This is a genomic window from Streptomyces sp. NPDC051452 (assembly GCF_044454765.1).
Classification (GTDB): domain Bacteria; phylum Actinomycetota; class Actinomycetes; order Streptomycetales; family Streptomycetaceae; genus Streptomyces.
This window is the reverse complement of the sequence record NZ_JBITEB010000003.1, coordinates 177891-204677: the sequence shown is the minus strand read 5'-3', so window position 1 is coordinate 204677 and position 26787 is coordinate 177891. Positions and strand designations below refer to the sequence as shown.

Genomic DNA, 26787 nt, shown 5'->3' with positions numbered 1-26787 from the left:
GCCCGCCCATCACTTCGGCAACACCGGTGCGCCGCCTACACGAACAGGCTCACCACCGCCGCCACCGCGAACCCCGCCACGGACAACACCGACTCCAGGACCGTCCACGTCCTCAGGGTGTCGCGCTCGCTGATGCCGAAGTACTTGGCCACCATCCAGAAGCCGCCGTCGTTGACGTGCGAGGCGAAGATGGAGCCGGCCGAGATCGCCATGATGACGAGAGCCACGAAGGCCTGGGAGTGGTGGCCCTCGGCGAGGAGCGGGGCGACGATGCCCGCCGTCGTCACGATCGCGACCGTCGCCGAGCCCTGGGCGACCCGCAGGACCAGGGAGATCAGATACGCGAGGACGATCACCGGCAGGCCCACGCCGTGGAAGGTGTCCGAGAGCGCCTGGGCGACCCCGCTCGCCTTCAGTACGGCGCCGAAGACGCCGCCCGCGCCCACCACCAGCAGGATGTTGCCGACCGGCTTGAGGGAGGACGTGGACACCGCCTCCAGGGACTTGCGGGACCAGCCGCGCCGGATGCCGAGCAAGTAGTAGGCGAGCAGCAGGGCGATGGTCAGGGCGACGAAGGGGTGGCCGAGGAACTCCAGGACCGAGCGGCCGGGGGACGGGTCCAGGGCGATCGAGGAGAAGGTGGCGGCGAGGATCAGGATCAGGGGCGTGCCGATGATCGCGAGCACCGTGCCGAGCGGCACCGGCTTCTCCCGCGGCTCCACTCCCTGGGCGCGCTGTTCGGCCACCACCGCCCGCCTGGCCTCCTCGGCCGCCTCCACCATGTCCTGCGGTACGGCGACGAAGATCCGCTTGCCGATCCAGGCGGCGTACGCCCACGCGGCGAGCACGGCCGGGATGCCGCAGACGACGCCCATGAGGATGACCCAGCCGAGCTGGACGTGCAGCAGTCCGGCGGCGGCGACCGGGCCGGGGTGCGGCGGCAGGAAGGCGTGGGTCATGGACAGGCCCGCGAGGAGCGGCAGGCAGTAGAGGAGGATCGACTTGCCGCCGCGCTTGGCGGCCGCGTAGACGAGCGGGGCGAGGACGAAGATGCCCACGTCGAAGAAGACCGGGATGCCGAAGATCAGGCCGGTCAGGCCCATGGCGAGAGGGGCCCGGCGTTCGCCGAAGAGGGTCAGCAGGCGCGAGGCGAGGACCTCCGCGCCGCCGCTCACCTCCAGGATCGCGCCGAGCATGGTGCCCAGGCCGATGATGATCGCGACGTGACCGAGGATGCCGCCCATGCCGGACTCGATGGTGGAGACGGCGTCGGAGCGCTGGACGGTGCCGAAGAGTTCGGTGACCGAGAGGCCGGCCAGCAGGCCGACGGCTATGGAGACGGCGAGGAGGGCCACGAAGGGCTGGAGTCTGACCTTGATGATCAGGAAGAGCAGCAGGGCTATGCCGAGCCCGGCGACGATGAGCAGTCCGGGGGTGCCGTCGATCAGCAGGAGCAGACCGCCGGTGTGGGGCGGGGCGGCGGGGGCGGCCGCGGCGAGCGGGAGGGACATACGGGGGGCCTCTTTGTAAGTGCATCGTGCTTTCGGGCAGGGGGGAGCGCGGCACGGCGCCCCGTGGGGTGCCGTGCCGTGTGCGTGGTGCGGGTGGAGAGGGAGGGCCGGCGGCTCAGCCGAGTACGGCGAGCGCGTCGATCTCGATGAGGAGGCCGGCCGGCAGTCCGACGTAGACCGTCGTACGGGCGGCGGGGGGCTGGGTGAGGCCCTGCTCCTCGAAGTAGGTGTTGTAGATGTCGTTCATCTCGGCGAAGTGGTCCACGTCGGTCAGATAGACGCGGATCATCATCACGTCGTCCCAGCCCGCGCCGCCCTCTTCGAGGATCGCCTTCACGTTGGCGAGGGTCTGCAGGGTCTGCTCGCGCAGGGTGGGGCCGGCCGGTGTGGGGGCCTTGCCTTCCTCTGCGGGCAGGAAGCCGACCTGGCCGGCGACCTGGAGGATGTTGCCCTTGCGCACCCCGTGGGAGAACTTCGCGGGCGGAGTGGTGTGGGTCTTCGGGGTGAGCGCGGTCTTGTCGGTCATGCGGGGTCCCTTACTGGTGTTCTGCCGGAGTACTCGCCGCTGATCGCGTCCGCCGTACGGCGCACCAGCGGGAGCAGGGTGAGGAGTTCCTCGGCGGTGACGACGACGTTGGGCGCGGACACCGACATCGCGGCGACCACCCGGCCGTCGGCGCCGCGGATGGGTGCCGCGACGCAGTTGATGGACTCCTCGTGGCCACCGAGGTCGGTGGCCCAGCCCTGTTCGCGCACCTGCTCCAGCTCCCGCAGGAAGGCGGGCGCGTTGGCGGTGGAACGGGCCGTGTAGAGGGGGTAGTCGAGGGTGTCCGCGAGGGCGCGGCGCTCGGCTTCGGGCAGGTCGGCAAGGAGGAGTTTGGCCACGGCGGCGACGGTGATGGCCACCGGTTTGCCGATGCGCGAGTACATGCGCACGGGGTAGCGGCTCTCGACCTTGTCGATGTACAGGACCTCGCCCTCCTCGTGCACGGCGAGGTGCACGGTGTGTCCGCACTGCTCGTTCAGGCGGACCAGGTGCGGGTGGGCGATCTCGCGGATGTCGAGGTTCTCCATCGCCTCCTGGGCGAGGGCGAACAGGCGGGCGCCGAGGCGGTAGCGCTGGTCGGACTGGCGGTACACCAGGCCGTGCTCGTGCAGGGTGCGCAGGAGGCGCAGCGCCGTGGACTTGTGCACGCCCAGACGGTCGGCGACCTGGCCGAGGTCGGCGGGGCCCTCGGCGAGCAGCGGCAGGATGCTCAGGGCGCGGTCGACGGTCTGACTCATGGGGTGTTCGCCTCCTCGGTGGCCCGCTCGGCTTGCGTCCAGCCGGGGCCGAGTCGAAGTCTCCCCCATGCCGTGTCGTCCAGGGCGGCCAGGCGGTCGGCGTGGCCGCGCGTGGGGGGTGCGGCCAGGTCGCCGGGGGCGGTGAGGGCGGCGGCGGCGAAGAGGTGGCCGTGCCGGAGGCGGTCTTTGACGGACAGGCCGCGCAGGGTGGCGGAGAGGAACCCGGCGGCGAAGGCGTCCCCGGCACCGATGTGGGAGACGACGTCCACCCGCGGGGGGCGGACGAACGTAGCGGTGCCGCCGGCGTCCCGTGCCTGGCGGGTGTCCGGGGCGGAGGCGGCGACTCCACCCCCGCCTCCACCCGCGCCCTGCCCGTCCGGCGCCGGGCCGGTGTCCCGGGCGAACACGGTCGCTCCGCCCCCGCCCTGTTTGACGACGACGGTGCCCGGCTCGGGCAGTGCTTCGACGATGGCGCGGGGGCCGTGCAGGCCCCAGGCGTCGCGCGCCTCGTCGTCGCCGACGAACACGATGTCGGCGCGGCGGGCCAGTTCCAGCAGGACCTGCGGTCCGTCGGCGTCGCGCCACAGCGCGGGCCGGTGGTTGACGTCGAAGGAGATCAGCGGACGGCCGTGCCGGGGCGCGGTCAGTTCGCGCATCAGCTCCAGGCACGGCGCCGACAGCGCCGCCGTGATGCCGGACAGGTGCAGGACGCGGCCCGCCCGTGCCGCGGCCAGGTCCATGGTGTCCACCGCCATCGCGGAGGCGGCGGAGCCGGCCCGGTAGTAGGCCACCTCGTGGGCGTCGGTGGCCCGGTCGGCCGCGGTGCGGAAGTAGATGCCGGTGGGCCGATCCGGGTCGGTGCGTACGGCGCCGGTGTCGACGCCGTACCCGGCGATCCGCTCCACCAGGTGCTGCCCGAACCCGTCGGCGCCCACCCGGCTCACCCAGCGGGCGGTGTGTCCGGCCGCCGCCAGCACGCAGGCCACGTTGGACTCGGCGCCGCCGATGGCCCGCCGGAAGGACGGGACGTCGGCGAGGCGGCCGGGGCGGCTGGGCAGGAAGGTGACCATGGACTCGCCGAGCGCGACGACCTCGACGACCTCGGGGGCGGCGCTCGGATGGCCTTCGGCGGTCACGATGGTGGGGGCTCCTCGTCGGTTCCGGGGTGGGGTCCGCCGGGCGGCGGCTTCATTGACCCCGTGTTGGCCGAGATGTTAGACAGCTGTAAGCGACATACGCAATGGGTGTTGCAGTACTTGCAACACACCTGATCAGGAGGCTCAGATGGCTCAGGACACCGGCACCGAGGCGCTCGCCCGCCTCGCCGAGGAACGGGTCGACCACCGCTTCAAGGGCCTCCCGCCGGACTCCTGGGGCCTCACCGTCGCCGAGCTGGCCGGTCTGCGCCGCAACCTGTTCACGGACGGCTTCACCACCCCCGTCCTCGTCCTGTCCGCCGAGCGCCTGGAGCACAACCTGGCGCTGATGGATACGTACGCCGCCCGGCACGGCCTCGCCTTCGCCCCGCACGGCAAGACCTCCATGGCCCCGCAGCTCTTCCGGCGCCAGATCGAGCGCGGCGCCTGGGGTATCACCCTGGCGGTGCCCCACCAGGTGCGCGTCGCCCGGGCGTTCGGTGTCCAGCGGGTCTTCCTCGCCAACGAACTGGTGGACGCCTCCGCGCTGCGCTGGATCGCCGGTGAGCTGGCCGCCGATCCGGAGTTCCGGTTCGTCTGCTACGTCGACTCCGTGCGCGGGGTGGAGCTGATGGACGCCGCCCTGCGCGGCGCGAGCCGCCCGGTGGACGTGGTGGTGGAGCTGGCGGCGGGCGAGGGCGCACGTACCGGGGTGCGCACCGAGGCCGAGTGCGCCGCCGTCGCCGACGCCGTGGCCGCCGTACCGACGCTGCGGCTCGTGGGGGTCGCGGGGTACGAGGGCGAGGTGCCGCGGGCCGACCCGGAGCGGGTGACGGCCTATCTGCGCCGGCTCACGGCGCTGGCCGCCGACCTCGACAAGCGCGGACGGTTCGGCGAGGCGGAGGAGATCGTGGTGAGCGCGGGCGGCAGCGCCTGGTTCGACGCGGTGGCCGACGTGTTCGCCGAGATCCCCGGGCTGTCGCTGCCCGTCCTGAAGCTGCTGCGCTCGGGCGCTTACGTCTCGCACGACGACGGGCACTACCGCCGGCTCACCCCGTTCGCCCGCGTCCCCGAGGAGGGCGCCCTGGAGCCCGCCTTCCGGCTGTGGGCCCAGGTGGTGTCCCGCCCCTCGCCCGAGCAGGCCTTCGCCAACGCGGGCAAGCGCGACGCGGCCTACGACCTGGACCTGCCCGACGCCCAGGTGATCCGCCGGGACGGCACCGAGCGCCCGGCCGCCGGGGTCGGCGTGACCGGCCTGTCCGACCAGCACGCCTGGCTGCGCACCACGGCGGAGGCGGACCTGGAGGTGGGCGACTGGATCGGCCTCGGCCTGTCCCACCCGTGCACGTCGTTCGACAAGTGGCAGCTGATCCCGGTCGCCGAGGCGGACGGAACGGTCGTCGACTACATCCGTACGTTCTTCTAGGAGGGCCCGCGTGGAGGACCTGGTCATCCGGGACGCCGACGTCGTCGACGGCAGCGGCGCGGACTCCTACCGCGCCGACGTCGTGCTCGACGGCGGCCGGATCGTCTCGATCGTCAAGGAGGCGGCCGGCGCCGGCTGCCAACGGCCGCGCGCCATAAGGGAGCTGGACGCGGAGGGCCTGGTCCTCTCCCCCGGCTTCATCGACATGCACGCCCACTCCGACCTCGCCCTGCTGCGCGACCCCGACCACAGCGCGAAGGCCGCGCAGGGGGTCACGCTGGAGGTGATCGGGCAGGACGGGCTGTCGTACGCCCCGGTGGACGACGGCACGCTGGAGGAGGTGCGGCGGGCGATCACCGGCTGGAACGGGTACGGCGACGACATCGACTTCACCTGGCGCACGGTCGGCGAGTACCTGGACCGGCTGGACCACGGCTTCGAGGGCCGCGGGATCGCCGTGAACGCCGCCTACCTGGTCCCGCAGGGCACGGTCCGCGCGCTCGCCGTCGGCTGGGAGGACCGCGCGGCCGGCCCCGAGGAGCTGGAGCGGATGCGGCGACTGGTGGCGCAGGGGCTGGAGCAGGGCGCGGTCGGACTGTCCTCGGGGCTCACCTACACGCCCGGCATGTACGCCGGGGACGCCGAACTGACCGAGCTGTGCCGGGTGGTGGCCCGGTACGGCGGCTACTACTGCCCGCACCACCGCTCCTACGGCGCCGGCGCCCTGGAGGCGTACGCCGAGATGGTGGCCCTCACGCGTGAGGCCGGCTGTCCGCTGCACCTGGCGCACGCGACGATGAACTTCGGGGTGAACGAGGGCCGGGCGCCCGAGCTGCTCGCCCTGCTCGACGACGCCCTGGACGCGGGCGCGGACATCACGCTGGACACCTACCCCTACACCCCCGGCTGCACCACGCTGGCCGCGCTGCTGCCGAGCTGGGCGAGCGAGGGCGGCCCGGAGAGGGTCCTGGCGCGGCTCACCGATCCGCCGACGGCCGAGCGCATCCGGCACGACCTGGAGGTGACCGGTTCGGACGGCTGCCACGGCGTGCCGGTGGAGTGGGAGACGATCGAGATCTCCGGTGTGCGCGACCCCGCGCTCGGCGACCTGGTGGGCCGTACGGTCCGCGAGGCGGCGGATATGCGCGGCGAGAGCCCCTGGACGACCGCCCGCCGTCTGCTGGTCGGGGACCGGCTCGGCACGACGATCCTGCAGCACGTCGGGCACGAGGAGAACGTCCGCGCGATCATGCGCCACCGGGCCCACACCGGCGGCTCCGACGGCATCCTCCAGGGCGCCAAGCCGCATCCGCGCGCGTACGGCACCTTCCCGCGCTATCTCGGGCACTACGTGCGGGAGTTGGGGGTGCTGACGCTGGAGGAGTGCGTGGCCCGCCTCACCGGCCGGCCCGCGGCCCGGCTGCGCCTGCCGGACCGCGGACTGGTGCGCGAGGGGTACCGGGCCGACCTGGTGCTCTTCGACCCGCGGACGGTGGCGGCCGGCGCCGGTTTCGCCGAGCCCCGCACCCTGCCGACCGGCATCCCGCACGTCCTGATCGACGGCCGGTTCGTGATCGAGGACGGAAGGCGCACGGACGTGCTGGCGGGGCGGGCGGTCCGTCGTACCCCGGTGTGACCACCCGCCCCGCCGTGCCCGCGGCCGCGCCTACGGCTTGGGCAGGGTGCAGCCGGCGGCGTTGAGGTCGAGCTTGTTGCCGGTGGTGAAGCAGGCCGGGATGATGTAGGTCTCCTCGGCGTAGTTGATGCCCTGGCGGACCGTCACGTTGCCGTTGGCGTCCACCTCGCACGGGTTGTTCTCGGTGCAGCGCTCGCCGTCCTCGTTGCCCGTGTTGTTGACGGCGACGACCTTGCCGGTGGCGGTGTCGATGACCGGGGAGCCGGAGGTGCCGCCGATGGTGTTACAGGCGGAGGTGTAGCGCAGGGAGTCCTTCCAGGTCCAGTCGCCCTCCTTCAGCCGGTACACGAAACCGTCGACGTTGCAGCTGTAGGTCCGCTTCCAGTAGCCGGAGACGACCTTGATGGCGCTGCCGGCGGTCGGGTGCGTGTCCTGCACGGTGAGCGGGCTGATGCCGTAGGAACTCCGGATCGCCGCGTACGTGGTGGTGGTGCGGTAGATCGTGACGTCCGTGTCCGTCATGGTCGAGTAGACGACCTGGTTGGCGCGGAGCGTGGCGACCTTGCTGCCGGAGGCGTTCAACAGTCCGAAGGAGCGACTGGAGGACTGGCCGGTGATGACCTCGCCCGGCGCGGGGAAGCCGGTCTCCAGGCAGTGGCCGTTGGTGAGTACGAGCGCCGGGTCGGTGTCCGCGGAGTTGGGGAAGCGGATGACCGAGCCGGAGCAGTTGCTGAGCGAGACGGTACCGGCGAAGTTGACGGTCACCGCGGCGGGCTTGGCGGCGACCTTGGCCGCGGTGTGCGGCGCGGCGACCGCGGGGGTCGCGCCCAGTCCGGCTATCGCCAGGGAGGAGAGCGCGGCAAGGAGAGGCTTGTTCATGTGGGGGTCCCCTCTTACGACTTGGGCGACCGGACACGTTCCGGCCGCCCTTTGGTTGTCATGCGCATTCTCAATGCGTGGAGGGGTGTGAACAAGGAGCCGGATCAGGTCATAGGGGTTTCCCTGTGCGGGCCGGCCGGGCGAGCCCCCACGGACGCCGCGCCCGCACCCGCGTTCGGTGGACACGGCATCGACCGCCGGAGGCCGCGCGGCCCCCCGGGCGGCACATGTCGATATCCGGGCAAAACTCCCGTCTCACGTGTCGGAAAACACGGCCCGGGAGGGCGTGGCGGCCCGTAAGCTCGCGGGCATGCAGGTGATCCAGTCGACGAAGCTCGCCAACGTCTGTTACGAGATCCGGGGCCCGGTGCTCGAGGAGGCGATGCGGCTGGAGGCGGCCGGTCACCGCATCCTGAAGCTCAACACCGGCAACCCCGCCGCCTTCGGCTTCGAGTGCCCGCCGGAGATCCTGGAGGACATCCTCCGCAACGTCTCCACCGCGCACGGCTACGGCGACGCCAAGGGCCTGCTGGCCGCCCGCCGCGCGGTCGTCATGCACAACCAGACCCTCGGCATCGAGACGGACGTCGAGCACGTCTTCATCGGCAACGGCGTCTCCGAGCTGATCGTGATGGCCATGCAGGGCCTGCTGGACGACGGCGACGAGGTGCTCGTCCCCGCGCCGGACTACCCGCTGTGGACGGCGGCCGTCTCCCTGTCCGGCGGCACGGCGGTGCACTACCGCTGCGACGAGCAGTCCGACTGGATGCCCGACCTCGCCGACATCGAGCGCAAGGTCACCGACCGCACCAAGGCGATCGTGATCATCAACCCGAACAACCCCACGGGCGCGGTCTACGACGAGGCCATGCTCAAGGGGCTGACGGACATCGCCCGCCGGCACAACCTGCTGGTCTGCTCCGACGAGATCTACGACAAGATCCTCTACGACGGCGCCACCCACACCCCGACCGCGAAGGTCGCCCCGGACCTGCTCACCCTCACCTTCAACGGCATGTCGAAGGCCTACCGGGTGGCCGGCTACCGCGTCGGCTGGATGTCGATCTCCGGCCCGCGCGCCCACGCCGACTCCTACATCGAGGGCCTGACGATCCTGGCCAACATGCGGCTGTGCGCCAACATGCCCGGCCAGCACGGCGTGGTCGCCGCGCTCAGCGGACGCCAGACGATCAACGACCTGGTGCTTCCGGGCGGCCGGCTCAAGGAGCAGGCGGACACCGCCTACGAGCTGCTGACGCAGATCCCGGGTGTGAGCTGCGTACGACCCAAGGGCGCGCTGTACCTCTTCCCGCGCCTGGACCCCCGGGTGTTCAAGATCAAGGACGACCGGCAGCTGGTCCTGGACCTGCTCCGCCAGGAGAAGATCATGGTCGTCCAGGGCACGGGCTTCAACTGGCCGGAGCCGGACCACTTCCGCGTGGTGACCCTGCCGTCGGTCGTGGACCTCAGGGACGCGGTGACCCGCATCGGGAACTTCCTGGACGGTTACGGCCAGCCGTAGCACGGCCGGCCGTAGCGGATCGGGGCCGGCGGACCGCGATCCGTGAGCCGACTCAACTTTAGACGGAATCCAAGCTAGGATGGTTTCCTGTCAGAGCACAGGAGGCCATCCCGATGTACGAGCCGATCCGCACCAAGTCGGTCCACAGCACGATGGCCGGCACCCCCTCCGACTTCCCCCACCGGTCACGCGAGGAGGAGCTGGACATCCAGCTCGCCGGACATCTCTCCGCCCTGCTCGCGGTCACCGACGAGCTGCGCGCCCTGCTGACGTCCGTGGACCTCGACAAGGCCGCGGACCGTCTGGCCGGCGAGGTGAGCCGCCTGCGGGGAGGGCGCCCGCCCCTGCGTACGGCACCGGCGGCCGCCGGTGACAGCGCCGCCCTGCACCGCCGTGCGCACGCCCTCGCCGGGCGCGCGCTGGTCGTCGCCGCCTCCCGCGCCGACACCTCGGCGGCGATCCTCTCCGCCGAGCGGATGGACGCGCACGGTGCCGCGCTGTCCAGGCCGCAGGAACTCAGCGCCTCCCACTGACCCCGCAGGGGTCCCCGAAACGGCCCCGGTCCGCGCGCACCCGAAGAGACGCGCGGACCGGGCGCCACAAACACGGCGTCCGCCCCCGGACGGCCGCGCAGCGCGGCTCCGGGGCCGATCCGGCCCCCGGGCGCCCGCACCCTGCCGCCGTGGACGGCGAAGGCCCCGCACAGCGTGCGGGGCCTTCGTGTCGGCACCACGGCCGGCCGTGACGATCGCTGGTCAGGGCACATCCGGGCCGGCCGTGGGGTCTTCGGGTGCGGCGGGCCTCAGCCCAGGCGCTCGACGAGCGCGCGGTACTGGTCCCACAGCTCCTTCGGGGTGTGGTCGCCGAAGGTGTTCAGGTGCTCGGGGACGAGGGCGGCCTCCTCGCGCCAGATCTCCTTGTCGACCGTGAGCAGGAAGTCCAGGTCGGAGTCGGCCAGGTCGAGGCCGTTGGTGTCCAGTGCGTCCCGCGTCGGCAGGATCCCGATCGGGGTCTCGACGCCCTCGGCCTTGCCGTCGAGGCGCTCCACGATCCACTTCAGGACCCGGCTGTTCTCGCCGAAGCCCGGCCAGACGAACTTGCCCGAGTCGTTCTTGCGGAACCAGTTGACGTAGTAGATCTTCGGCAGCTTGGACTGGTCCCGGCCCTTGGCCACGTCGACCCAGTGGCCCATGTAGTCGCCCATGTTGTAGCCGCAGAACGGCAGCATGGCGAACGGGTCGCGGCGCAGCTCGCCGACCTTGCCCTCGGCGGCGGCGGTCTTCTCCGAGGCCACGTTGGCACCCAGGAAGACGCCGTGGTTCCAGTCGAAGGACTCGGTCACCAGCGGCACGGCACTGGCGCGGCGGCCGCCGAAGAGGATCGCCGAGATGGGCACGCCCTTGGGGTCCTCCCACTCGGGCGCGATGATCGGGCACTGTGCGGCGGGGACGGTGAAGCGGGCGTTGGGATGGGCGGCCGGGGTCTCGGAGGCCGGCGTCCAGTCGTTGCCCTTCCAGTCGGTCAGATGGGCGGGCGACTCCTCGGTCATGCCCTCCCACCAGACGTCGCCGTCGTCGGTGAGCGCGACGTTGGTGAAGACCGCGTTGCCCCACAGGGTCTTCATGGCGTTGGCGTTGGTGTGCTCACCGGTGCCGGGTGCCACGCCGAAGAAGCCGGCCTCGGGGTTGATCGCGTAGAGGCGGCCGTCCTCGCCGAAGCGCATCCAGGCGATGTCGTCGCCGATGGTCTCGACGCTCCAGCCGGAGACCGTGGGCTCCAGCATGGCGAGGTTGGTCTTGCCGCAGGCGCTCGGGAAGGCGGCGGCGACGTACTTCGACTCGCCCTGCGGCGGGGTGAGCTTCAGGATCAGCATGTGCTCGGCCAGCCAGCCCTCGTCGCGGGCCATGACGGAGGCGATGCGCAGGGCGTAGCACTTCTTGCCGAGCAGGGCGTTGCCGCCGTAGCCGGAGCCGTAGGACCAGATCTCGCGGTCCTCGGGGAAGTGCGAGATGTACTTGGTGGAGTTGCACGGCCACGGAACGTCCTCCTGGCCCTCCTCCAGCGGGGCGCCGAGCGTGTGGACGGCCTTGACGAAGAAACCGTCCTCGCCCAGCTCGTCCAGGACGGCCCGGCCCATGCGCGTCATGGTGCGCATGGAGACGGCGACGTAGGCGGAGTCGGTGATCTCCACACCGAGCGCGGACAGCGGGGAGCCGAGCGGGCCCATGCAGAACGGGACGACGTACATCGTGCGGCCGCGCATGGAGCCGCGGAACAGGCCCTGGTCACCGGCGAAGATCTCCCGCATCTCGGCGGGGGCCTTCCAGTGGTTCGTGGGGCCCGCGTCCGCCTCCTTCTCGGAGCAGATGAAGGTCCGGTCCTCGACGCGCGCGACGTCGGTCGGGTCGGAGGCGGCGTAGTACGAGTGCGGGCGCTTGACCGGGTCGAGCTTGGTGAAGGTGCCCTTCGCGACGAGCTCTTCGCACAGCCGCTCGTACTCGGCCTCGGAGCCGTCGCACCAGACCACACTGTCCGGCTGGGTCAGTTCGGCGATCTCGTTTACCCACGAGATCAGTTCCTGGTGCTTGGTGGGGACGCCGGTGGGAGCCGCGATGTCGCGCGCCACGATTGCTCCTAAATGAGGGATTTTTGTCTTGTTCGCCCCGTGGGGGCCGCGGCCCGGACGCTTCGTAGCCGCTCATCCGGTGCCGACCGCACTCATTTGATCATCCGAGTTTAGTGCCCATCTGTCCAGAGGGCATCACAGGTGAGCGGCGTGAGGAATCCCACGGTTTCCGTGATTCTTTGCGTACACGTTGGGTTCAGGTGAAAGACTTTTTGCCCGACGGGCCATCCGGGGCCGTTCTCGACCGGGCGTTGATGAACGACCTACGGCGGCGTCGGTACCATGCGCCCATGACTGCGTCCGCCTCCGACGCGCCCACGGACCCGCCGGCCGACGGCCGCGGTCCGGTCGCGCTATCCCTGCCGCACCCGGTCAAGCCCAGGCTCCGTGGCTGGCTGCACCTGGGCATGTTCCCGGCCGTACTCATCGCCGGCCTCGTGCTCACCGCACTCGCCCACTCGACCAGAGGCCGCATCGCCTGCGGCATCTACGTCCTGACGGCCTGTCTGCTCTTCGGCGTCAGCGCGCTGTACCACCGGGGGAACTGGAGCCCCCGGATGGACGGCATCCTGCGCCGCCTCGACCACGCCAACATCTTCCTGATCATCGCGGGCACCTACACCCCGCTGACCATGCTGCTGCTGCCGGACGGCAAGGGCCGGTGGCTGCTGTGGGGGGTCTGGGGCGCGGCCGCGGCCGGCATCGTCTTCCGTGTCTTCTGGGTCGGCGCCCCGCGCTGGCTCTACACGCCCTGCTACATCGCGATGGGCTGGGCGGCCGTCTTCTTCCTGCCCGACTTCATGCGCACCGGCGGCATCGCCGTCCTGGTCCTGGTGGTCGTCGGCGGTCTGCTCTACAGCGCCGGTGGCGTCGTCTACGGCATCAAGCGGCCGAATCCGTCACCGCGTTGGTTCGGTTTCCACGAGGTCTTCCACTCCCTCACCCTCGCCGCGTTCGCCGTCCACTACGTCGGCATCTCGCTGGTGGCCTACCAGCACGCGTAGAGCCGTCGCCCCCCGTCCTGCCCTCCTCCCGTTCCACGCGCTCCCCGGCCACGGCTCCCCTGCCGTGGCCGTTTCTCGTCCGCCCCCGGTGGCGGTTCCCGTGCCCCCGTAACGGTTCCCGTTTGCCCCCGGTGGCGGAGAATGACCCCCATGACACCCGCTCGACCCTCCTCCTCCCCCGCCGTCTCCCCCGCCGGCCGTTCCCGCCTCGGACTGCGGGAACGCAAGAAGACCAAGACCCGCGAGGCCATCCGCGCGGCCGCGTACGCGCTGATCGAGGAGCAGGGGTACGAGGCGACGACGATCGAGCAGATCGCCGGCCGGGCCGAGGTGTCGCAGTCCACCGTCTTCCGCTACTTCCCGGCCAAGGAGGACATCGTCCTGCCGGACGCGTACGGCCCCTCGATGCTCGCGGAGCTGCGCGGGCGGCCCGCGGACGAACCCTGGACGGACTCGCTGCGGCACGTGCTGGCCCAGGCCATGGAGTCCAGCGAGGAGAAACCCGAGGTGCTGCGCCTGCGGGCGCGTCTCGGCGCCCAGGTTCCCGCCGTCCGCTCCCGGATGTTCGAGAGCGTGTCGGAGACCGGGCGCCTGCTGCGGCCGGCCCTCGCCGAACGCACCGGCCGCGACCCCGAGAGCCTGGAGGTCCGGATTTACGCGACCGCGCTCCTCGGCTGTCTGACGGAGGTCTCCCTGTACTGGGCGGAGAACGGCTTCGAGGGCGAGCCGCGCGACCTCGTCGACCGGGCCCTGGACGTCCTGGAACACGGTCTGCCCGCCGAGGGCTCCTGAGGCCGCTGCCACCAAAACGCCTCGGACCGCGTCGGGGTCCGTGTCATCCTGACGGGGTGAACGGACCCGAGATCCACGTCGAAGTCGCCCCCGCGCTGCACGTGTTCGTGCCCGCCGCCCGGCGCTCCGCCGTCACCGGACTCACCACGGACGGCGTCGCGACCCTCGGTCATGTCGTGGAATCCCTCGGCGTCCCGCTCACCGAGGTCGGCACCCTGATGGTGGACGGCCGCGAGGCCCCACCCTCGCACGTGCCACGGGCGGGCGAACACGTCAGCGTCCGGCCGGTCCGGCGGCCGCAGCGCGTGCCCGGCGCCCCGCTCCGCTTCCTCCTCGACGTCCACCTCGGCACCCTCGCCCGCCGGCTGCGCCTCCTCGGCGTGGACGCCGCCTACGAGTCGACCGACATCGGCGACCCGGCGCTCGCCGCCCGCTCGGCCGCGGAGAAACGGGTCATGCTCAGCCGCGACCGGGGCCTGCTGCGCCGCCGCGAGCTGTGGGCGGGCGCCTTCGTCTACAGCACCCGCCCCGAGGACCAGCTCGATGACATCCTCGACCGGTTCGCCCCCGACCTGCGCCCGTGGACCCGGTGCACCGCCTGCAACGGCCTGCTGACCGAGGCCACCAAGGAGGAGGTCGCCGACCAGCTCAAGGGTGGCACGCAGCGCGCCTACGACGTCTTCGCCCGGTGCACGTCCTGCGGGCGCGCGTACTGGAAGGGCGCTCACCACGAACAGCTGGAGGCGGTCGTGGAGCGGGCGTTGGGCATGCGCACCCAGGGCGGTTGAGCACCGGCGCCGATCACGGGCGTGACCGGCGCCCGGGCCGTGCTGCCGCGGTGGAGCGCCCGGGAACTCCCGGTCGCCGCCGGTCCTGCCGGTCCCGCCGGTCCCGCCGGTCCTCGGCCGCGGTGGCTCCCGGGAGCCCCCTCCCCCGCGGCCGAGGCCGCCGTCAGCGGGCGTCCAGTCTCGCCTTCAGGGCCGCCGGGTCCGTCACCGGCAGATCGCAGACGAAGTTGCGGCAGACGTAGGCGGTCGGCGCGCCGTCGACGAGGGCGCGGTCGGCGAGCAGTGGGAACTCCTCGCCGTCCGGGGTGCCGTACGCCACCACCGCACCCGGAGCGTTGCCCAGCAGTGCCGTGCGGTGCAGGGCCGCCGTCCGCTCGTCGTCCTTCGCCGGTCCGACGACCGCCACCTCACGCGGCCCGTCGAGCAGGGCCTCGGCGGCGGCGAGCCCCCAGCCGACGAACCGGGGCACCCGCGGACCGAGCGCGCCGACGATGCCCAGGGCCCGCTCGGCGGCCGTGCGGTGGGATGCGGAGCCGGTGTGGGCGGCGTAGCCCAGCAGGGCGGCCGCGGCGGCGCTCCAGCCGGACGGGGTGGCGTTGTCGGTGGGGTCCTGGGGCCGGCGGATCAGCTGTTCGGCGTCGGAGGCGGTGTCGAACAGGGCGCCGGTCTCCGGGTCGGCGAAGCGGGTCAGCACCTGGTCGAGGAGGAGCCCCGCGAAGTCCAGCCAGACACCCTCCCCGGTGACGGAGGCGAGCGCGAGGAAGCCCTCGGCGACGTCGGCGTAGTCCTCCAGGACGCCCGCGTTGGGGCCGACCCGGCCGTCCCTGCTGGTCCGGGCGAGACGGGCGTGCTCGTCGAGGTGTACCCGGACGAGGAGGTCGGCGGCCCCGAGGGCGGCCTCGACCAGGTCGGGCCGGTCGAAGTAGGCGCCGGTCTCGGCGAGCGCGGCGATGGCGAGGCCGTTCCAGGCGGCGACGACCTTGTCGTCCCGGCCGGGTGCGGGACGCCCGGCCCGCGCGGCGAGCAGCCGGCTCCTGACGGACTCGATCCTCTGGGCGTCGAACACGCCGTCGCTCTGCGGAAGTTGCAGGACCGACTGGCCGTGCTCGAAGGTGCCCTCGTCGGTCACCCCGAAGTACCGGGCGGCGAGCCGGCCGTCGTCCTCGCCGAGGACGGCGGTCAGCTGCTCCGGCCGCCAGACGTAGTACGCCCCCTCGACGCTGCGGCCCGTGCCGTCGTCGCTGTCGGCGTCCAGCGCCGAGGCGAACCCGCCCTCCGGCGTGCGCAGTTCACGCATCAGGAAGTCGGCGGTCTCCAGGGCGACCCGCCGGGCCAGGTCGGAGCCGGTGGCCCGCCACAGGTGCGCGTAGACGCGGCAGAGCAGGGCGTTGTCGTAGAGCATCTTCTCGAAGTGCGGCACGACCCAGTCACGGTCCACGGAGTAGCGGGCGAAGCCGCCGCCGAGCTGGTCGTAGAGGCCGCCGCGGGCCATACGCTCACAGGTGTCCCGCGCCATCTGCAGGGCACCCTCGGCGCCGGTGCGGGCGTGGTGGCGCAGCAGGAACTCCAGCACCATGGACGGCGGGAACTTCGGTGCCCCGCCGAACCCGCCGCGCTGCGGGTCGTACTCGCGGGTGAGGCCGAGCAGGGCCTGGGCGAGTTCCTGCTCGCCGGGCGGCCGCGCGCCCTGGTGGCCGATCTCCCGCTGGGCGAGATCGCGCACGATCTTCCCGGCGACCTCGCCGACCTCGTCGCGCCGGGTGCTCCAGGCCTGCTCGACACCCTCCAGCACCTGCCGGAAGGAGGGCATGCCGTGCCGGGGGGCGGGCGGGAAGTAGGTGCCGAAGTAGAACGGCTCGGCGTCCGGGGTGAGGAACACGGTCATCGGCCAGCCGCCCTGCCCGGTGGCCGCCTGGACGGCCTCCATGTAGACGGCGTCGACATCGGGGCGTTCCTCGCGGTCGACCTTGACGCTGACGAAGTGCTCGTTGAGGTAGTCGGCGGTGGCCTGGTCCTCGAAGGACTCGTGGGCCATCACATGACACCAGTGGCACGCGGAGTAGCCGACCGACAGCAGGACGGGTACATCACGCCGTTTTGCTTCCTCGAACGCCTCAGGTCCCCACGGCCACCAGTCGACCGGATTGTCGGCATGCTGAAGCAGATAAGGCGAGGTCACACCAGCCAACCGGTTCATACGACCCAGCCTCTCACAGCGTCCGCCGCGACCGGCGAAACACTGACGAGCCCGCCTCGCTTGGCCGAATCGCGCCGATGCGCCATTACGTGGTGGGCGGCTCCTTCCCTTCCCCGACTGGGAGTCAGCCAGTCGATTCATACCGGCATCCGTCGCACGATCCGGACCGCCAGGCCCAGCAGGCCGGCCACGTCCCCGGGAGCGCCCACGGCCCGGTGGCGACGAAGCCCCGGACGCGTTCGGTGTCGAGCGCGGCAGGCGGGCGACGGACAGCGGCATCCCGTGACCTGTGCGCGCCGCCCCGGCGGCTCACGGATCACCACCCCTCGCGTTCGCGCCCTCCCCGAAGGACACTGGGCGGCAAGGGAGTTGTCGCCGGAGGGGGACGGGACATGCGGGACGACCATCGGGCGGAGGCCGAGCGGCTGGTGGCGCGGGCCGTGGAGGAGGAGGTACGGCGCTCGGGCGGACGCGACGACGGTCAGTCGCTGCTGTCCCGGGCGCGCGCCGCGCTGGACGCGCTGGCGGAGCCGGCCCGCGAGGAGTACGAGGCCTACGTCCGCGCCCTGGACGAGTCGGAGGCCGGCCGACTGACCTTCGGGCAGCGCTACGCCCGTGAGGGTGCCGGCACCGCCCTGCTGACCGCCGCCGTCACCGCCCTGGCCGCCGCGGTGGCGGACCTGTCCTTCGGCACCGGCGCGGGCACGGCCGTGGGCGCCGGTGCCGTCGCGGGCGCGGTGGGCGCCGCCGCGACGGTGGTGAAGGTGGCCGGGTCGCATCTGCCGGCCGCGCATCACCGCGCGGGCCGGGCCGGCCAGCCCGGCGGCCCGGAGCAGCTGCGGTTGCAGTGGCTGACCGCGCTGGAGGTGCGGGGCATCCGCCCGTTCCTCGACCAGCAGCGGATGCTCAGCGCCTCCACCGGCCCGAAGAAGGGCGGCGGTCCGGTGCTGCGCGGCACGGACAAGAGCGCGGCGGCCCGCAGGCGCACGGTACTGGAGCAGTCGTTCGGCCAACTACCCGAACCCGACGGGCCGTTCGCGGGCCGACGGCAGGAGCTGGGGCGGATCAGGCAGTGGGCGCAGGCGGCCCGCGTGGCCACCGAGACCCGGCCGACGGTGGTCGTCCTGCACGGCGAGTCCGGTTCGGGCCGGACGACGCTCGCGGTGCGCGCCGCACACGAGCTGCGCGACCACTTCCGGGGCGCGGTGGTCGTGGACCTGCGGGGCGACAACCGCGAGGAGGCTCCCCTGGCCACCCGCGACGCCCTGCTGCATCTGCTCAACCGGCTGGGCGCGCCGCGTGAGCAGCTGCTGTTCCGGGAACGCTCCTCCCCCGACCAACAGGTCAAGCGGCTCGGCGAGCTGTACCACCGGCATCTGACGGGCCTGCCGGTCACGATCGTCCTGGACGACGCGTCGGATCCGGAGCAGGTGCGGGCGCTGGTGCCGGAACGGTCCGACAGTCTGGTCCTGGTCACCGCCCGCACCGCCCTGGAGCTGCCGGCGGACCTCCCGGCCTGGGTGCACCACCTGCCGGTGGAACCCCTGGACGCGGCGGGCGCCGAGGAGTTGCTGAGCGCCGCCGCCGAGGACGACCCGGGCCCGTACGACGCCGAATCCGCCGGCCAGGTCCGCGCGTTGTGCGGGGGGCTGCCGCTGGCGCTGCGGATCGCGGGCTCCGCGCTCGGCCCGCGCTCACCCCGGCAGCTGGCCGCCGACCTCGGCGCGTACGGCCCGGTGGAACCGGTGGAACGGGTGCTGTGGCTGCGCTACGGCGATCAGCCCGAGCCCGCCCGCCGGCTGCTGCGAAGGCTGGCCCTCGCGGGCCGCGCCTCGCTGGGCGGCGCGGCGGCCGCCGCGCTGCTCGCCACCGACGAGACCGAGGCCGGCCGGCATCTGGCGGCACTCGCACGCGCCGGGCTGATCGACCATGTGCGGGGCAACCGGTACCGGCTGCACGACCTGGTGCGTGCCTTCGCCCAGGCCCGGCTGGCGGACGAGGAGGACCCCGCCGAGCGGGCGGCGGCTCAGGAACGGCTCATCGCGAACTACGCGGAGCTGGCCGAGTCGGTGCTACGGCTGGTGGACGGCAACATGTCGACCCGCTCGAACCGGTTCGGCTCGCACGGCTTCACCTCCCTCGACGAGGCGCTGCGCTGGCTGGACGACGAGTCCAGCTTCATCACCGCCGCCCTGCGCCAGGCGGAGGGCGTGAACCAGGCCTCGGTGCTGAACCTGCTCGGCGCCCTGTGCGACTACTGCCTGCTGCGCGGCGACCTCTACCGGCTCGGCGAGATCAGCGAGCTGGCGCACTCCGTCGACGAGGGGCTGCTGGTGCGCTCGGTGCAGTGGCGCACCGGTATCGCGGCCCGGCAGCTGGGCGAGCTGGACAAGGCGCGCACCACGCTGACCTCGGTGGTCGACCTGTACCGGGAGGCCCACCACGACGCGGGTGCGGCCCGCGCCCTGTGCTCGCTCGGCATCACCCTGCACCACCAGGGCAACCTCACCGAGGCGGCCGCCCGGCTCCAGGAGGCGCTGGAGGCACAGGGTGCGCCGGAGCTGGCCACGGACCGGGCCTGGACCATGCACGCTCTCGCCGCGGTCCAGCGGGACCGGGGCAGGCTCGCGGAGGCGCTGGATCTGCTCACCCGCTCCCTGGCCCTGCACCGCGAGGGCGGCTCGGTGCACGGCGAGGCCTGGGCCCACTTCCAGCGCGGCCAGCTGGCGCTGCGCCTGGGTGACGTACCGCGCGCGCGGACGGAGCTGCGGGCCGCCCTGGAGCGGTACGGCCGTACGCGTGACGCCCGGGGTGAGGCCTGGGCGCTGACCCAGCTGGCCCGGGCCCTGCTGGTGGCCGGCGACGCCTCGGCCGCCGTGGAGAGCCTCGGGCAGGCGGCGGCCCGGCACCGGGAGAACGAGGACGCGCGCGGCGAGGCGTGGACCCTGTTCTACCGGGGGCAGGCGCTGGAGGAGTCCGGAGAGCTCGATCAGGCGGTACGCGACCTGGAGCGGTCCCGCACGATGTTCTCCCGGATGCGCGACGTCTACGGTCTGGCCTGCGCCCGCCACCACTCGGCGCGGGCCACCCGCGACCAGCGCGCCGCGCGGACCGGCTCGCTGCGCAACTCCGGCTTCGCCCGTCAGCTGCTCGTGGACGCCCGCGCCGACTTCCAGCGCATCGGCGTCGCCCACGGCGAGGCCTGGACCTGTCTGGAGCTGGCGGTGGTCGACGCCGGCAACGCCCGTACGCCGCAGGCGCTGGCCCTGTGCGACGAGGCACTCGCCCTGTTCACGTCCTACGGGGACCGGCGTGGCGAGGACTGGGCCCGGTTCCTGCGCTGCACGCTGCTGCCGTACGCGGCACCGGGCGGGGTGGAGGTGGGCACGGCGGTCGCCCAGGAGGAGCTGGCCCGGCTGACCCGCGCCGCGCATCCGCTGCGCGACGAGAAGCTGACCGACTGCGCCCCGGCGTACGCCCTGCTGCTGGAGCGGGGCATCCAGCTGGAGGCGGGCTGGCAGGCCTGGCAGCTCGGCATGACCCCCAGCCGGCACGCCCGCGAGGTGATGGGGGTGACGGTCGGGGCGCAGTGGTGAGGGGGCGCAGGTATGAGCCGCGGCGGTGGGTGCGGTCGGCGCGGTGAGCGGGTACGGCCACGGGTACGGGCATGCCGGTGCGCCGCTCCGGCGAGCCGCGGCCCGCGGGGCGTGCGGAACCGGCCCCATCGAGCCGACGGGGCCGAATGGAGCCGACAGGCGGGGCCTACGGCCGGCCGGGCGCGGCCCGACAGCCGGCCTTCGGAGGGCCGGTGCGACGGCCGGGCCTGCGGAGGGCCGGGCGGAGCCGGACCAGCGCTGCCGCCCGCGGCGCCCGCCGCCGTGTCAGCTCTGGCGTGGCTCGGACGCGGTGACGGCCTCGGCCTTGCCGGCCTTCGGGCTCTCCTCGCCGGAGCCGTCCAGGTCCGCCTCCTTGAAGTCGACCTTCTGCATGTGCTTGCTCATCGACTTCATCAGGCCCCACACGGCCAGGGCCATCACCGCGAACACGATGAAGCCGAGGACACCGGGGGTGACCTTGTTCTTGTCGTACTGGTCGGCCAGGGAGACAAGATGCGTCGTTGCCAGGCTTGCGCTTGCGCTCATGTCAGGCATTGTCCCGGATGCCCGCGAAGAGGTCGTCCTCGGGGAGGGACGTATCGACGAGGGACTTCGCCAGCTCGTACTCCTCCGTCGGCCAGACCTCCTTCTGGAGCTCCATCGGGATCTTGAACCAGCCGCCGTCGGGGTCGATCTGCGTGGCGTGGGCGATCAGCGCCTTGTCACGGATCTCGAAGAAGTCCGCGCAGGGAACGTGCGTGGTCAGGGTCCGCTCCTTGCGCTCGGCCTCCGCCCAGCGCTTGAGCCAGTCCCCGTAGGGCGAGTCCAGGCCGCGGTCGAGCATCGCCTGGTGCAGGGCCTCGGTGCGGGGGCGGTTGAAGCCCTGGTTGTAGTACAGCTTCAGCGGCTGGAAGGCGGGCCCGAACTCGCCCTCGGGGTACTTCTCGGCGTCCGCCGCGCCCTCGAACGCCACCATGGAGATCTTGTGGGTCATGATGTGGTCGGGGTGCGGATAGCCACCGTTCTCGTCGTAGGTCGTGATCACCTGCGGGCGGAAGGAGCGGATCTGCTTCACCAGCTCGCCGGCCGCCTTGTCGACGTCCTCGAGGGCGAAGCAGCCCTCGGGCAGCGGCGGCAGCGGGTCGCCCTCGGGCAGGCCGGAGTCGACGAAGCCCAGCCACTCCTGCCTGACGCCGAGGATCTCCCGGGCCTCGTCCATCTCCTTCTTGCGTACCTCGTGGATGTGCTCCTCGATGTACTCGTCGCCCTGCAGCTTGGGGTTGAGGATGGACCCGCGCTCTCCGCCGGTGCAGGTCACGACCAGCACGTCCACCCCCTCGGACACATACTTCGCCATGGTCGCCGCGCCCTTGCTCGACTCGTCGTCGGGGTGGGCGTGCACGGCCATCAGTCGCAGCTGGTCAGTCAAGACTCAATCCTCGGTCAGTCGGCGCGCCCCGGTGTCTTCGGGGGCGATCGGCGGCTTCTATAGTGACCGAATCGGGGGGCGAATAATTCCGGGGTCCTACCTCACAGCCCCTTTCGGGACATACGTCCCCCCTTGCCGAGAGGACGATCATGAGCACGGCGAGCACGCGACTGCCAGAGGGACGCTACGGCCGTTCCTCGGACGAGCGCGCCGACCACAGGCTCCGGATCGCCGCCGCCGTCCTCGGCACGCTGCTGCTCGCGCTGGTCGGCTACTTCGCCTACCACTACGTCGCGCAGAACGAGATCAGCGCCCAGGTCGTCACCTTCCGGGCCTCCGACGACGCCGTCAAGGTGCATCTGGAGGTCCACAAGGACGCCGGCGCCGACGGCTACTGCACCTTGCGCTCGCAGGGGGAGAGCGGCGCCGAGGTGGGCCGCGCGGACTTCCGGTTCACCGGATCGGCGACACGCATCGACAGGGTCGTCACGCTGCGTACGACGGCCAGGGGGACGACGGCCGAGCTGCTCGGCTGCCACGCGGGCTGAGGTCTGCGCCGGACACTCCCCGGTCCACCGTCGGCGTACCGCCGCTGACCTGCATTGATGAAATTCTGACGGCTTATGTCCTCCCCCTTGCGCCGTTGAATTGTTAGGCTCGTGGTTTCGCCCATCCAAGAGGGAACATTCTTCTGGGTAGGGCGATGCTTTGTATTCCCTGTACCGACGAGGAGCACCCTGTGACCCAGACCAGCGAGAACGTCACCTGGCTCACCCAGGAGGCGTACAACAAGCTCAGGGACGAGCTTGAGTACCTTACTGGTCCTGCGCGCACGGAGATCGCCGCCAAGATCGCGGCCGCGCGCGAGGAGGGCGACCTGCGCGAGAACGGCGGGTACCACGCGGCCAAGGAGGAGCAGGGCAAGCAGGAGCTGCGTGTGCGCCAGCTGACCCAGCTCCTCGAGAAGGCCCAGGTCGGCGAGGCTCCGGCGTCTGCGGACGGCGCGGTGGCGCCCGGCATGGTCGTCACGATCGCCTTCGACGGTGACGAGGACGACACCATGACGTTCCTGCTCGCCTCGCGCGAGTACGCGAGCACCGACATCGAGACGTACTCCCCGCAGTCCCCGCTCGGCTCGGGCGTGATCGGCCACAAGGTCGGCGAGGACGCGGAGTACGAGCTGCCCAACGGAAAGAAGGCCTCGGTGAAGATCCTGAAGGCCGAGCCGTACTCCGGCTGACCCGGCCTCCGGCAGAGTCCGGCCGACCCGGGCCGAGTCCGGCCGACCCAGAACCCCCGGCAGCCGCGCATGGCGCCGGGGGTTCGTCGTGGGTATCCGGGTATGTGTCGTCAGGGGTTCGTCGTGGAGATTCGTCGTGGCGGGAAGGCTCGCACGCCGACCGGGCGAGGCCTCAGTCGATGACCGTGTACCCCGCGTCCCGCAGCGCCTGGCCGACCTCGACACAGTGCTCCGGGCCCTTCGTCTCCAGCTGGAGCTCCACCTCCGCCTCCGTGAACCCCAGCCGGGGGTCGGTGCGTACGTGGCTCACGTCCAGGACGTTGGCGTCGCTCCGCGAGAGCACCCCGAGCAGCGTGGCGAGGGCGCCCGGCCGGTCCGTCAGCCGTAGCCGAACCGCCAGGTAGCGGCCCTGCGCGGCCATGCCGTGCCGCAGCACGCGCTGCATCAGCACCGGGTCGACGTTGCCGCCGGACAGCACCGCGACGACCGGCCCCTCGAAGGTGTCCGGCGCCGCCATCAGCGCCGCGACCGGGCTCGCCCCGGCCGGCTCCACGACCATCTTGGCCCGCTCCAGGCAGAGCAGCAGCCCGGCCGCCAGATGGTCCTCGCCGACCGTGCGCACCTCGTCGACCAGCTCGCCGACGATCTCGAACGGCACCGCGCCCGGGCGCCCCACCTTGATGCCGTCGGCCATCGTCGCCGGGTTGCGCAGCGACACCGGACGGCCGGCGGCGAGCGAGGGCGGGTAGCAGGCGGCTCCCTCCGCCTGGACGCCGATGATCCTGACGTCCGGCCGCAGCGACTTCACCGCCACCGCGATGCCGGCCGCGAGCCCACCGCCGCCGACGCCGACCACGATCGTGCGCACCTCCGGGCACTGTTCCAGGATCTCCAGGCCGACCGTGCCCTGACCGGTGATGACGTCCGGGTGATCGAAGGGGTGGATGAACACCGCGCCGGTCTCGGCCGCGTACTCCTCGGCGGCCGCCAGCGTCTCGTCGACCACCTGGCCGTGCAGGCGCACGTCGGCGCCGTACTCCCGGGTCGCGCTGATCTTCGGCAGCGGGGCGCCCTGCGGCATGAACACCGTGGAGCGCACGCCCAGCAGCGAGGAGGCCAGGGCCACGCCCTGCGCGTGGTTGCCCGCGCTCGCCGCCACCACGCCGGCCGCCCGCTCCTCCGGCAGCAGCCCGGCGATGCGCACGTAGGCGCCGCGCAGCTTGAACGAACCGGTCCGCTGAAGGTTCTCGCACTTGAGGTGCACCGGCGCGCCGACCAGCTGGGACAGGTACCGGCTGCCTTCCATCGCGGTGGCCCGTGCGACGCCGGAGAGCATCTTCTGCGCCCCGCGCACATCGTCGAGGGTGACGGAACGCAGGACGTCGGACGTGCCGTAGTTCATGGTTCCAGCATCGCAGTTCACCGTCGTCCACGACGGGTGTGACCAAGCTCCGAGACCGGTTTGCGCAGCGCCGGTACGACCTGGCGCCGGGCCGCGTACCCTGTCCCCCAACCAGCAGCCCTTCATGAAGCGAGCCTCCGGCCATGCCCACAACACCTGAAATGTCGATGGACATGACGACCGTCGGTGACACCGGCCTCCTCGACGCCCTCCAGCACGAGGTGGCGGTGTTCGCCCGGCGTGCCGAACAGACGCGGCTCGGCGGCGTAGGGCAGGTGCGCAACTCCATGGACCGAGCCGCTTATCTGCTGCTCAACCGCCTCGACAACGAGGGCCCCATGGGCGTCAAGGCACTCGCCGCGAGCATGGGGATCGACTCCTCCACGGTCACCCGGCAGGTGGCTCCGCTCGTCGACACGGGGCTCGTCAAGCGCACCTCGCACCCGGAGGACGGCCGCGCGGTGGTGCTCCAGCTGTCCCCGCGCGGGGCCGCACGGCTGGAGGAGGTGCGCTCGTCCAGACGTCAGCTCATGGCCGAGCTGACGCAGGACTGGGCGACGGAGGAGCGCGAGGATTTCTGCGCGCTGCTGACCCGCTTCAACAGCGCCCTCTCCGCGCGCATGACGGTGCAGGGAGTGCCGTCGACGGAGCAGCCGCCCGCCTCCTGAGCGCCGCGCGCGATGTCGTGAACCGCCCGGTGCCGCCGCCGTACCGGTCGGTGGGCGCCGGGCCCTTGACCCCGGGCCGCCGCTGGCCTCATATGAGACCGGGCCCTGCGGCGTACGCGGTCACGCCTGTCCCGTACCGGACAGGGCCCCTTCCGGGGGGAGGCGTGGTGCGAGATCGGCGGATGTCCCGTGGTGCCCGCCGGGCCAGGGAGTTCGAGTCGTTCGTCGCGGGCGCGGCCGGGCGCCTGCTGCACACCGCCACCCTGCTCACCGGTGAGGCGCCGGACGCCAACCCGCGCGCGCGGCGCCTGCTGTCGCTGGCGCTGGCCCACACCTACGCCCGCTGGGACCGGCTGCTCGGCGAGGACCCGTACGACAGCGCACGGCAGCACCTCGCCACCCGTTTCGCGCGCGCGACCTGGCACCAGCGCGGACCCCTCTGCCACGCCCGGCGGCCGAGCGCCCGCAACCCGCTCGCCGCGCTGGCGCCGCGGGAACGGCTGATCCTGGTGCTACGGCTGTACGAGGGAGTCGCCGAGGAGCAGGCGGCAGCCCTGCTGGGACTGCCGGTGGAACGCGTCCGGACCATCTGCGACCGCGCGACGGCCACCCTGCTGCACCCGACGCATCCACCCACCCCGCGCGCCCTGCCGACGAAGGCGGGGCCACGATGAGCCGCGCGGGGAGCACGAGCCGGCCACCGGGGTGCGGTCGGGCACGGTGGGCGGAGGTGGACCCTCCGGTCGGGTGCGGTCGGGCACGGTGGGCGGAGGTGGGCCCTCCGGTCGGGCGCGGTCGAGCGCGGCGGGCGGAGGTGGGCCCTCCGGTCGGGCGCGGTCGAGCGCGGCGGGCGGAGGTGGGTGGCCCGCTCGGGTGCGGTCGAGCGCGGCGGGCGGAGGTGGGTGGCCCGCTCGGGTGCGGTCGAGCGCGGCGGGCGGAGGTGGGTGGCCCGCTCGGGTGCGGTCGGCTCCGGCGAGCGGAAGCGGACGCACCGCTCAGGTGCGGTCGAGCGCGGCCGGCGGAAGCGGGTGACCCGCTCGGATGCGGTCGGCTCCGGCGGGCGGAAGCGAACGCAACGCTCAGGTGCGGTCGAGCGCGGCCCGCGGAAGCGGGTGACCCGCTCGGATGCGGTCGGCTCGGGCGGGCGGAGGTGGGTGGCCCGCTCGGGTGCGGTCGGCTCCGGCGGGCGGAAGCGAACGCAACGCTCAGGTGCGGTCGAGCGCGGCCGGCGGAGGCGGATAGCCCGCTCGGATGCGGTCGGCTCCGGCGAGCGGAAGCGAACGCAACGCTCAGGTGCGGTCGAGCGCGGCCGGCGGAGGCGGATGGCCCGCTCAGGTGCGGTCGGCTCCGGCGGGGAAGGGGGCCGCGGTGAATCGGGCCGAGCGGGAGGCGGCCGTGCGGCAGATCATGGAGCGGGTCCCCTCGCCGGTGCCGCCGGACGTGCACACGGACGCCGTGCGCCGCGGCGAGCGGCTGCTGCGGCGCAGACGGCTGGCCCGCCGCGCGCTGTGGCTGCTGGCCTGCGCGGCGGCCGTCGCGTTCACCGTGTGGGCGGCGCGGGTGCACCCGTGGGTGGAGCCGCCGTCGCAGACGACTCCACCGGTCACCGGCTGGTGACCCGGCCGGGGCGGCAGCCCTCGGACGGGTCGGG

At 72.6% G+C, this 26787-nt stretch carries 23 protein-coding genes; 13 read left to right on the top strand and 10 right to left on the bottom strand.

The window, feature by feature from the left end; genetic code table 11:
* Positions 1-35 precede the first annotated feature (35 nt).
* The 4 genes from ACIBA9_RS10290 to ACIBA9_RS10275 all read right to left on the bottom strand — a co-directional run bounded on the left by ACIBA9_RS10290 (position 36) and on the right by ACIBA9_RS10275 (position 3931).
* Entirely contained in the window at positions 36-1511 is a 1476-nt protein-coding gene (locus ACIBA9_RS10290) for a GntP family permease (RefSeq protein WP_399361542.1), read from the bottom strand.
* A 115-nt stretch (positions 1512-1626) separates the two neighbouring features.
* Positions 1627-2037 carry a RidA family protein gene (locus ACIBA9_RS10285; protein WP_362154377.1) on the bottom strand — a complete coding sequence of 137 codons (411 nt, stop codon included), beginning with the start codon at positions 2035-2037 and terminating at the stop codon, positions 1627-1629.
* Entirely contained in the window at positions 2034-2795 is a 762-nt protein-coding gene (locus ACIBA9_RS10280; protein ID WP_399361539.1) for an IclR family transcriptional regulator, read from the bottom strand. The genes ACIBA9_RS10285 and ACIBA9_RS10280 overlap by 4 nt, the downstream gene beginning before the upstream one ends.
* The gene (locus ACIBA9_RS10275; RefSeq protein WP_399361537.1) at positions 2792-3931 is read right to left on the bottom strand and encodes a sugar kinase; all 1140 of its coding nucleotides are present in this window, start codon (positions 3929-3931) and stop codon (positions 2792-2794) included. Before ACIBA9_RS10275 ends, ACIBA9_RS10280 begins: the two co-directional genes overlap by 4 nt.
* Before the next feature lie 148 nt (positions 3932-4079).
* Between ACIBA9_RS10275 and ACIBA9_RS10270 the strand changes: the two genes are divergently transcribed.
* Both ACIBA9_RS10270 and ACIBA9_RS10265 read left to right on the top strand, forming a co-directional pair.
* Positions 4080-5357 (top strand): amino acid deaminase, encoded by a 1278-nt coding sequence (locus ACIBA9_RS10270; protein ID WP_399361535.1) that lies wholly within the window; start codon positions 4080-4082, stop codon positions 5355-5357.
* Positions 5358-5367: 10 nt separating this feature from the next.
* A complete protein-coding gene (locus ACIBA9_RS10265) occupies positions 5368-6993 on the top strand; it encodes an amidohydrolase family protein (RefSeq protein ID WP_399361533.1) in 1626 nt (541 codons plus the stop codon).
* Between the two features lie 30 nt (positions 6994-7023).
* Here ACIBA9_RS10265 and ACIBA9_RS10260 read toward each other — a convergent pair whose 3' ends face one another.
* On the bottom strand, positions 7024-7872 hold the full coding sequence (locus ACIBA9_RS10260) for a serine protease (RefSeq protein ID WP_399361531.1): 849 nt from the start codon (positions 7870-7872) through the stop codon (positions 7024-7026).
* Between the two features lie 310 nt (positions 7873-8182).
* Here ACIBA9_RS10260 and ACIBA9_RS10255 point away from each other — a divergent pair, with 310 nt between their 5' ends.
* Together ACIBA9_RS10255 and ACIBA9_RS10250 are read left to right on the top strand one after the other, a co-directional pair.
* The gene (locus tag ACIBA9_RS10255; protein WP_399362090.1) at positions 8183-9394 is read left to right on the top strand and encodes a pyridoxal phosphate-dependent aminotransferase; all 1212 of its coding nucleotides are present in this window, start codon (positions 8183-8185) and stop codon (positions 9392-9394) included.
* Positions 9395-9507: 113 nt separating this feature from the next.
* The gene (locus ACIBA9_RS10250; protein WP_399361529.1) at positions 9508-9927 is read left to right on the top strand and encodes a hypothetical protein; all 420 of its coding nucleotides are present in this window, start codon (positions 9508-9510) and stop codon (positions 9925-9927) included.
* Positions 9928-10196: 269 nt separating this feature from the next.
* Here ACIBA9_RS10250 and ACIBA9_RS10245 read toward each other — a convergent pair whose 3' ends face one another.
* A complete protein-coding gene (locus tag ACIBA9_RS10245) occupies positions 10197-12020 on the bottom strand; it encodes a phosphoenolpyruvate carboxykinase (GTP) (RefSeq protein WP_399361527.1) in 1824 nt (607 codons plus the stop codon).
* A gap of 290 nt (positions 12021-12310) precedes the next feature.
* Here ACIBA9_RS10245 and ACIBA9_RS10240 point away from each other — a divergent pair, with 290 nt between their 5' ends.
* From ACIBA9_RS10240 to ACIBA9_RS10230, 3 genes are all read left to right on the top strand, one after another.
* On the top strand, positions 12311-13024 hold the full coding sequence (locus ACIBA9_RS10240) for a hemolysin III family protein (RefSeq protein WP_399361525.1): 714 nt from the start codon (positions 12311-12313) through the stop codon (positions 13022-13024).
* Between the two features lie 150 nt (positions 13025-13174).
* Positions 13175-13816, top strand: coding sequence for a TetR/AcrR family transcriptional regulator (locus ACIBA9_RS10235; RefSeq protein WP_399361523.1), 642 nt, complete (start codon positions 13175-13177; stop codon positions 13814-13816).
* A gap of 56 nt (positions 13817-13872) precedes the next feature.
* The gene (locus ACIBA9_RS10230; RefSeq protein ID WP_399361521.1) at positions 13873-14604 is read left to right on the top strand and encodes a Mut7-C RNAse domain-containing protein; all 732 of its coding nucleotides are present in this window, start codon (positions 13873-13875) and stop codon (positions 14602-14604) included.
* A 163-nt stretch (positions 14605-14767) separates the two neighbouring features.
* Here the strand turns inward: ACIBA9_RS10230 and ACIBA9_RS10225 are convergent, their stop codons facing one another.
* Positions 14768-16801, bottom strand: coding sequence for a thioredoxin domain-containing protein (locus ACIBA9_RS10225; protein ID WP_399361519.1), 2034 nt, complete (start codon positions 16799-16801; stop codon positions 14768-14770).
* Between the two features lie 392 nt (positions 16802-17193).
* On the opposite strand from ACIBA9_RS10225, the gene ACIBA9_RS10220 reads away from it, so the two are divergent.
* Positions 17194-20397: a tetratricopeptide repeat protein gene (locus ACIBA9_RS10220; protein ID WP_399361517.1), complete on the top strand. Its 3204-nt coding sequence runs from the start codon at positions 17194-17196 to the stop codon at positions 20395-20397.
* A 285-nt stretch (positions 20398-20682) separates the two neighbouring features.
* Here ACIBA9_RS10220 and ACIBA9_RS10215 read toward each other — a convergent pair whose 3' ends face one another.
* Entirely contained in the window at positions 20683-20952 is a 270-nt protein-coding gene (locus ACIBA9_RS10215; protein WP_362154407.1) for a hypothetical protein, read from the bottom strand.
* Complete coding sequence (gene mca / locus ACIBA9_RS10210; protein ID WP_399361515.1) at positions 20945-21826, bottom strand: mycothiol conjugate amidase Mca; 882 nt, start codon at positions 21824-21826, stop codon at positions 20945-20947. The genes ACIBA9_RS10215 and mca overlap by 8 nt, the downstream gene beginning before the upstream one ends.
* Before the next feature lie 149 nt (positions 21827-21975).
* On the opposite strand from mca, the gene ACIBA9_RS10205 reads away from it, so the two are divergent.
* Positions 21976-22374, top strand: a complete 399-nt coding sequence (locus tag ACIBA9_RS10205; protein ID WP_399361513.1) for a DUF4307 domain-containing protein — start codon at positions 21976-21978, stop codon at positions 22372-22374.
* A gap of 191 nt (positions 22375-22565) precedes the next feature.
* Positions 22566-23066 (top strand): transcription elongation factor GreA, encoded by a 501-nt coding sequence (gene greA, locus ACIBA9_RS10200; RefSeq protein WP_399361511.1) that lies wholly within the window; start codon positions 22566-22568, stop codon positions 23064-23066.
* Between the two features lie 172 nt (positions 23067-23238).
* Here the strand turns inward: greA and ilvA are convergent, their stop codons facing one another.
* Positions 23239-24468 carry a threonine ammonia-lyase gene (gene ilvA, locus ACIBA9_RS10195; RefSeq protein WP_399361509.1) on the bottom strand — a complete coding sequence of 410 codons (1230 nt, stop codon included), beginning with the start codon at positions 24466-24468 and terminating at the stop codon, positions 23239-23241.
* 143 nt (positions 24469-24611) lie between these two features.
* Between ilvA and ACIBA9_RS10190 the strand changes: the two genes are divergently transcribed.
* From ACIBA9_RS10190 to ACIBA9_RS10180, 3 genes are all read left to right on the top strand, one after another.
* Positions 24612-25136: a MarR family transcriptional regulator gene (locus tag ACIBA9_RS10190; RefSeq protein WP_362154422.1), complete on the top strand. Its 525-nt coding sequence runs from the start codon at positions 24612-24614 to the stop codon at positions 25134-25136.
* Between the two features lie 167 nt (positions 25137-25303).
* Positions 25304-25810, top strand: a complete 507-nt coding sequence (locus ACIBA9_RS10185) for a sigma factor-like helix-turn-helix DNA-binding protein (RefSeq protein WP_399361507.1) — start codon at positions 25304-25306, stop codon at positions 25808-25810.
* A gap of 694 nt (positions 25811-26504) precedes the next feature.
* The gene (locus tag ACIBA9_RS10180; RefSeq protein ID WP_399361505.1) at positions 26505-26753 is read left to right on the top strand and encodes a hypothetical protein; all 249 of its coding nucleotides are present in this window, start codon (positions 26505-26507) and stop codon (positions 26751-26753) included.
* The last annotated feature ends 34 nt before the right edge of the window (positions 26754-26787 follow it).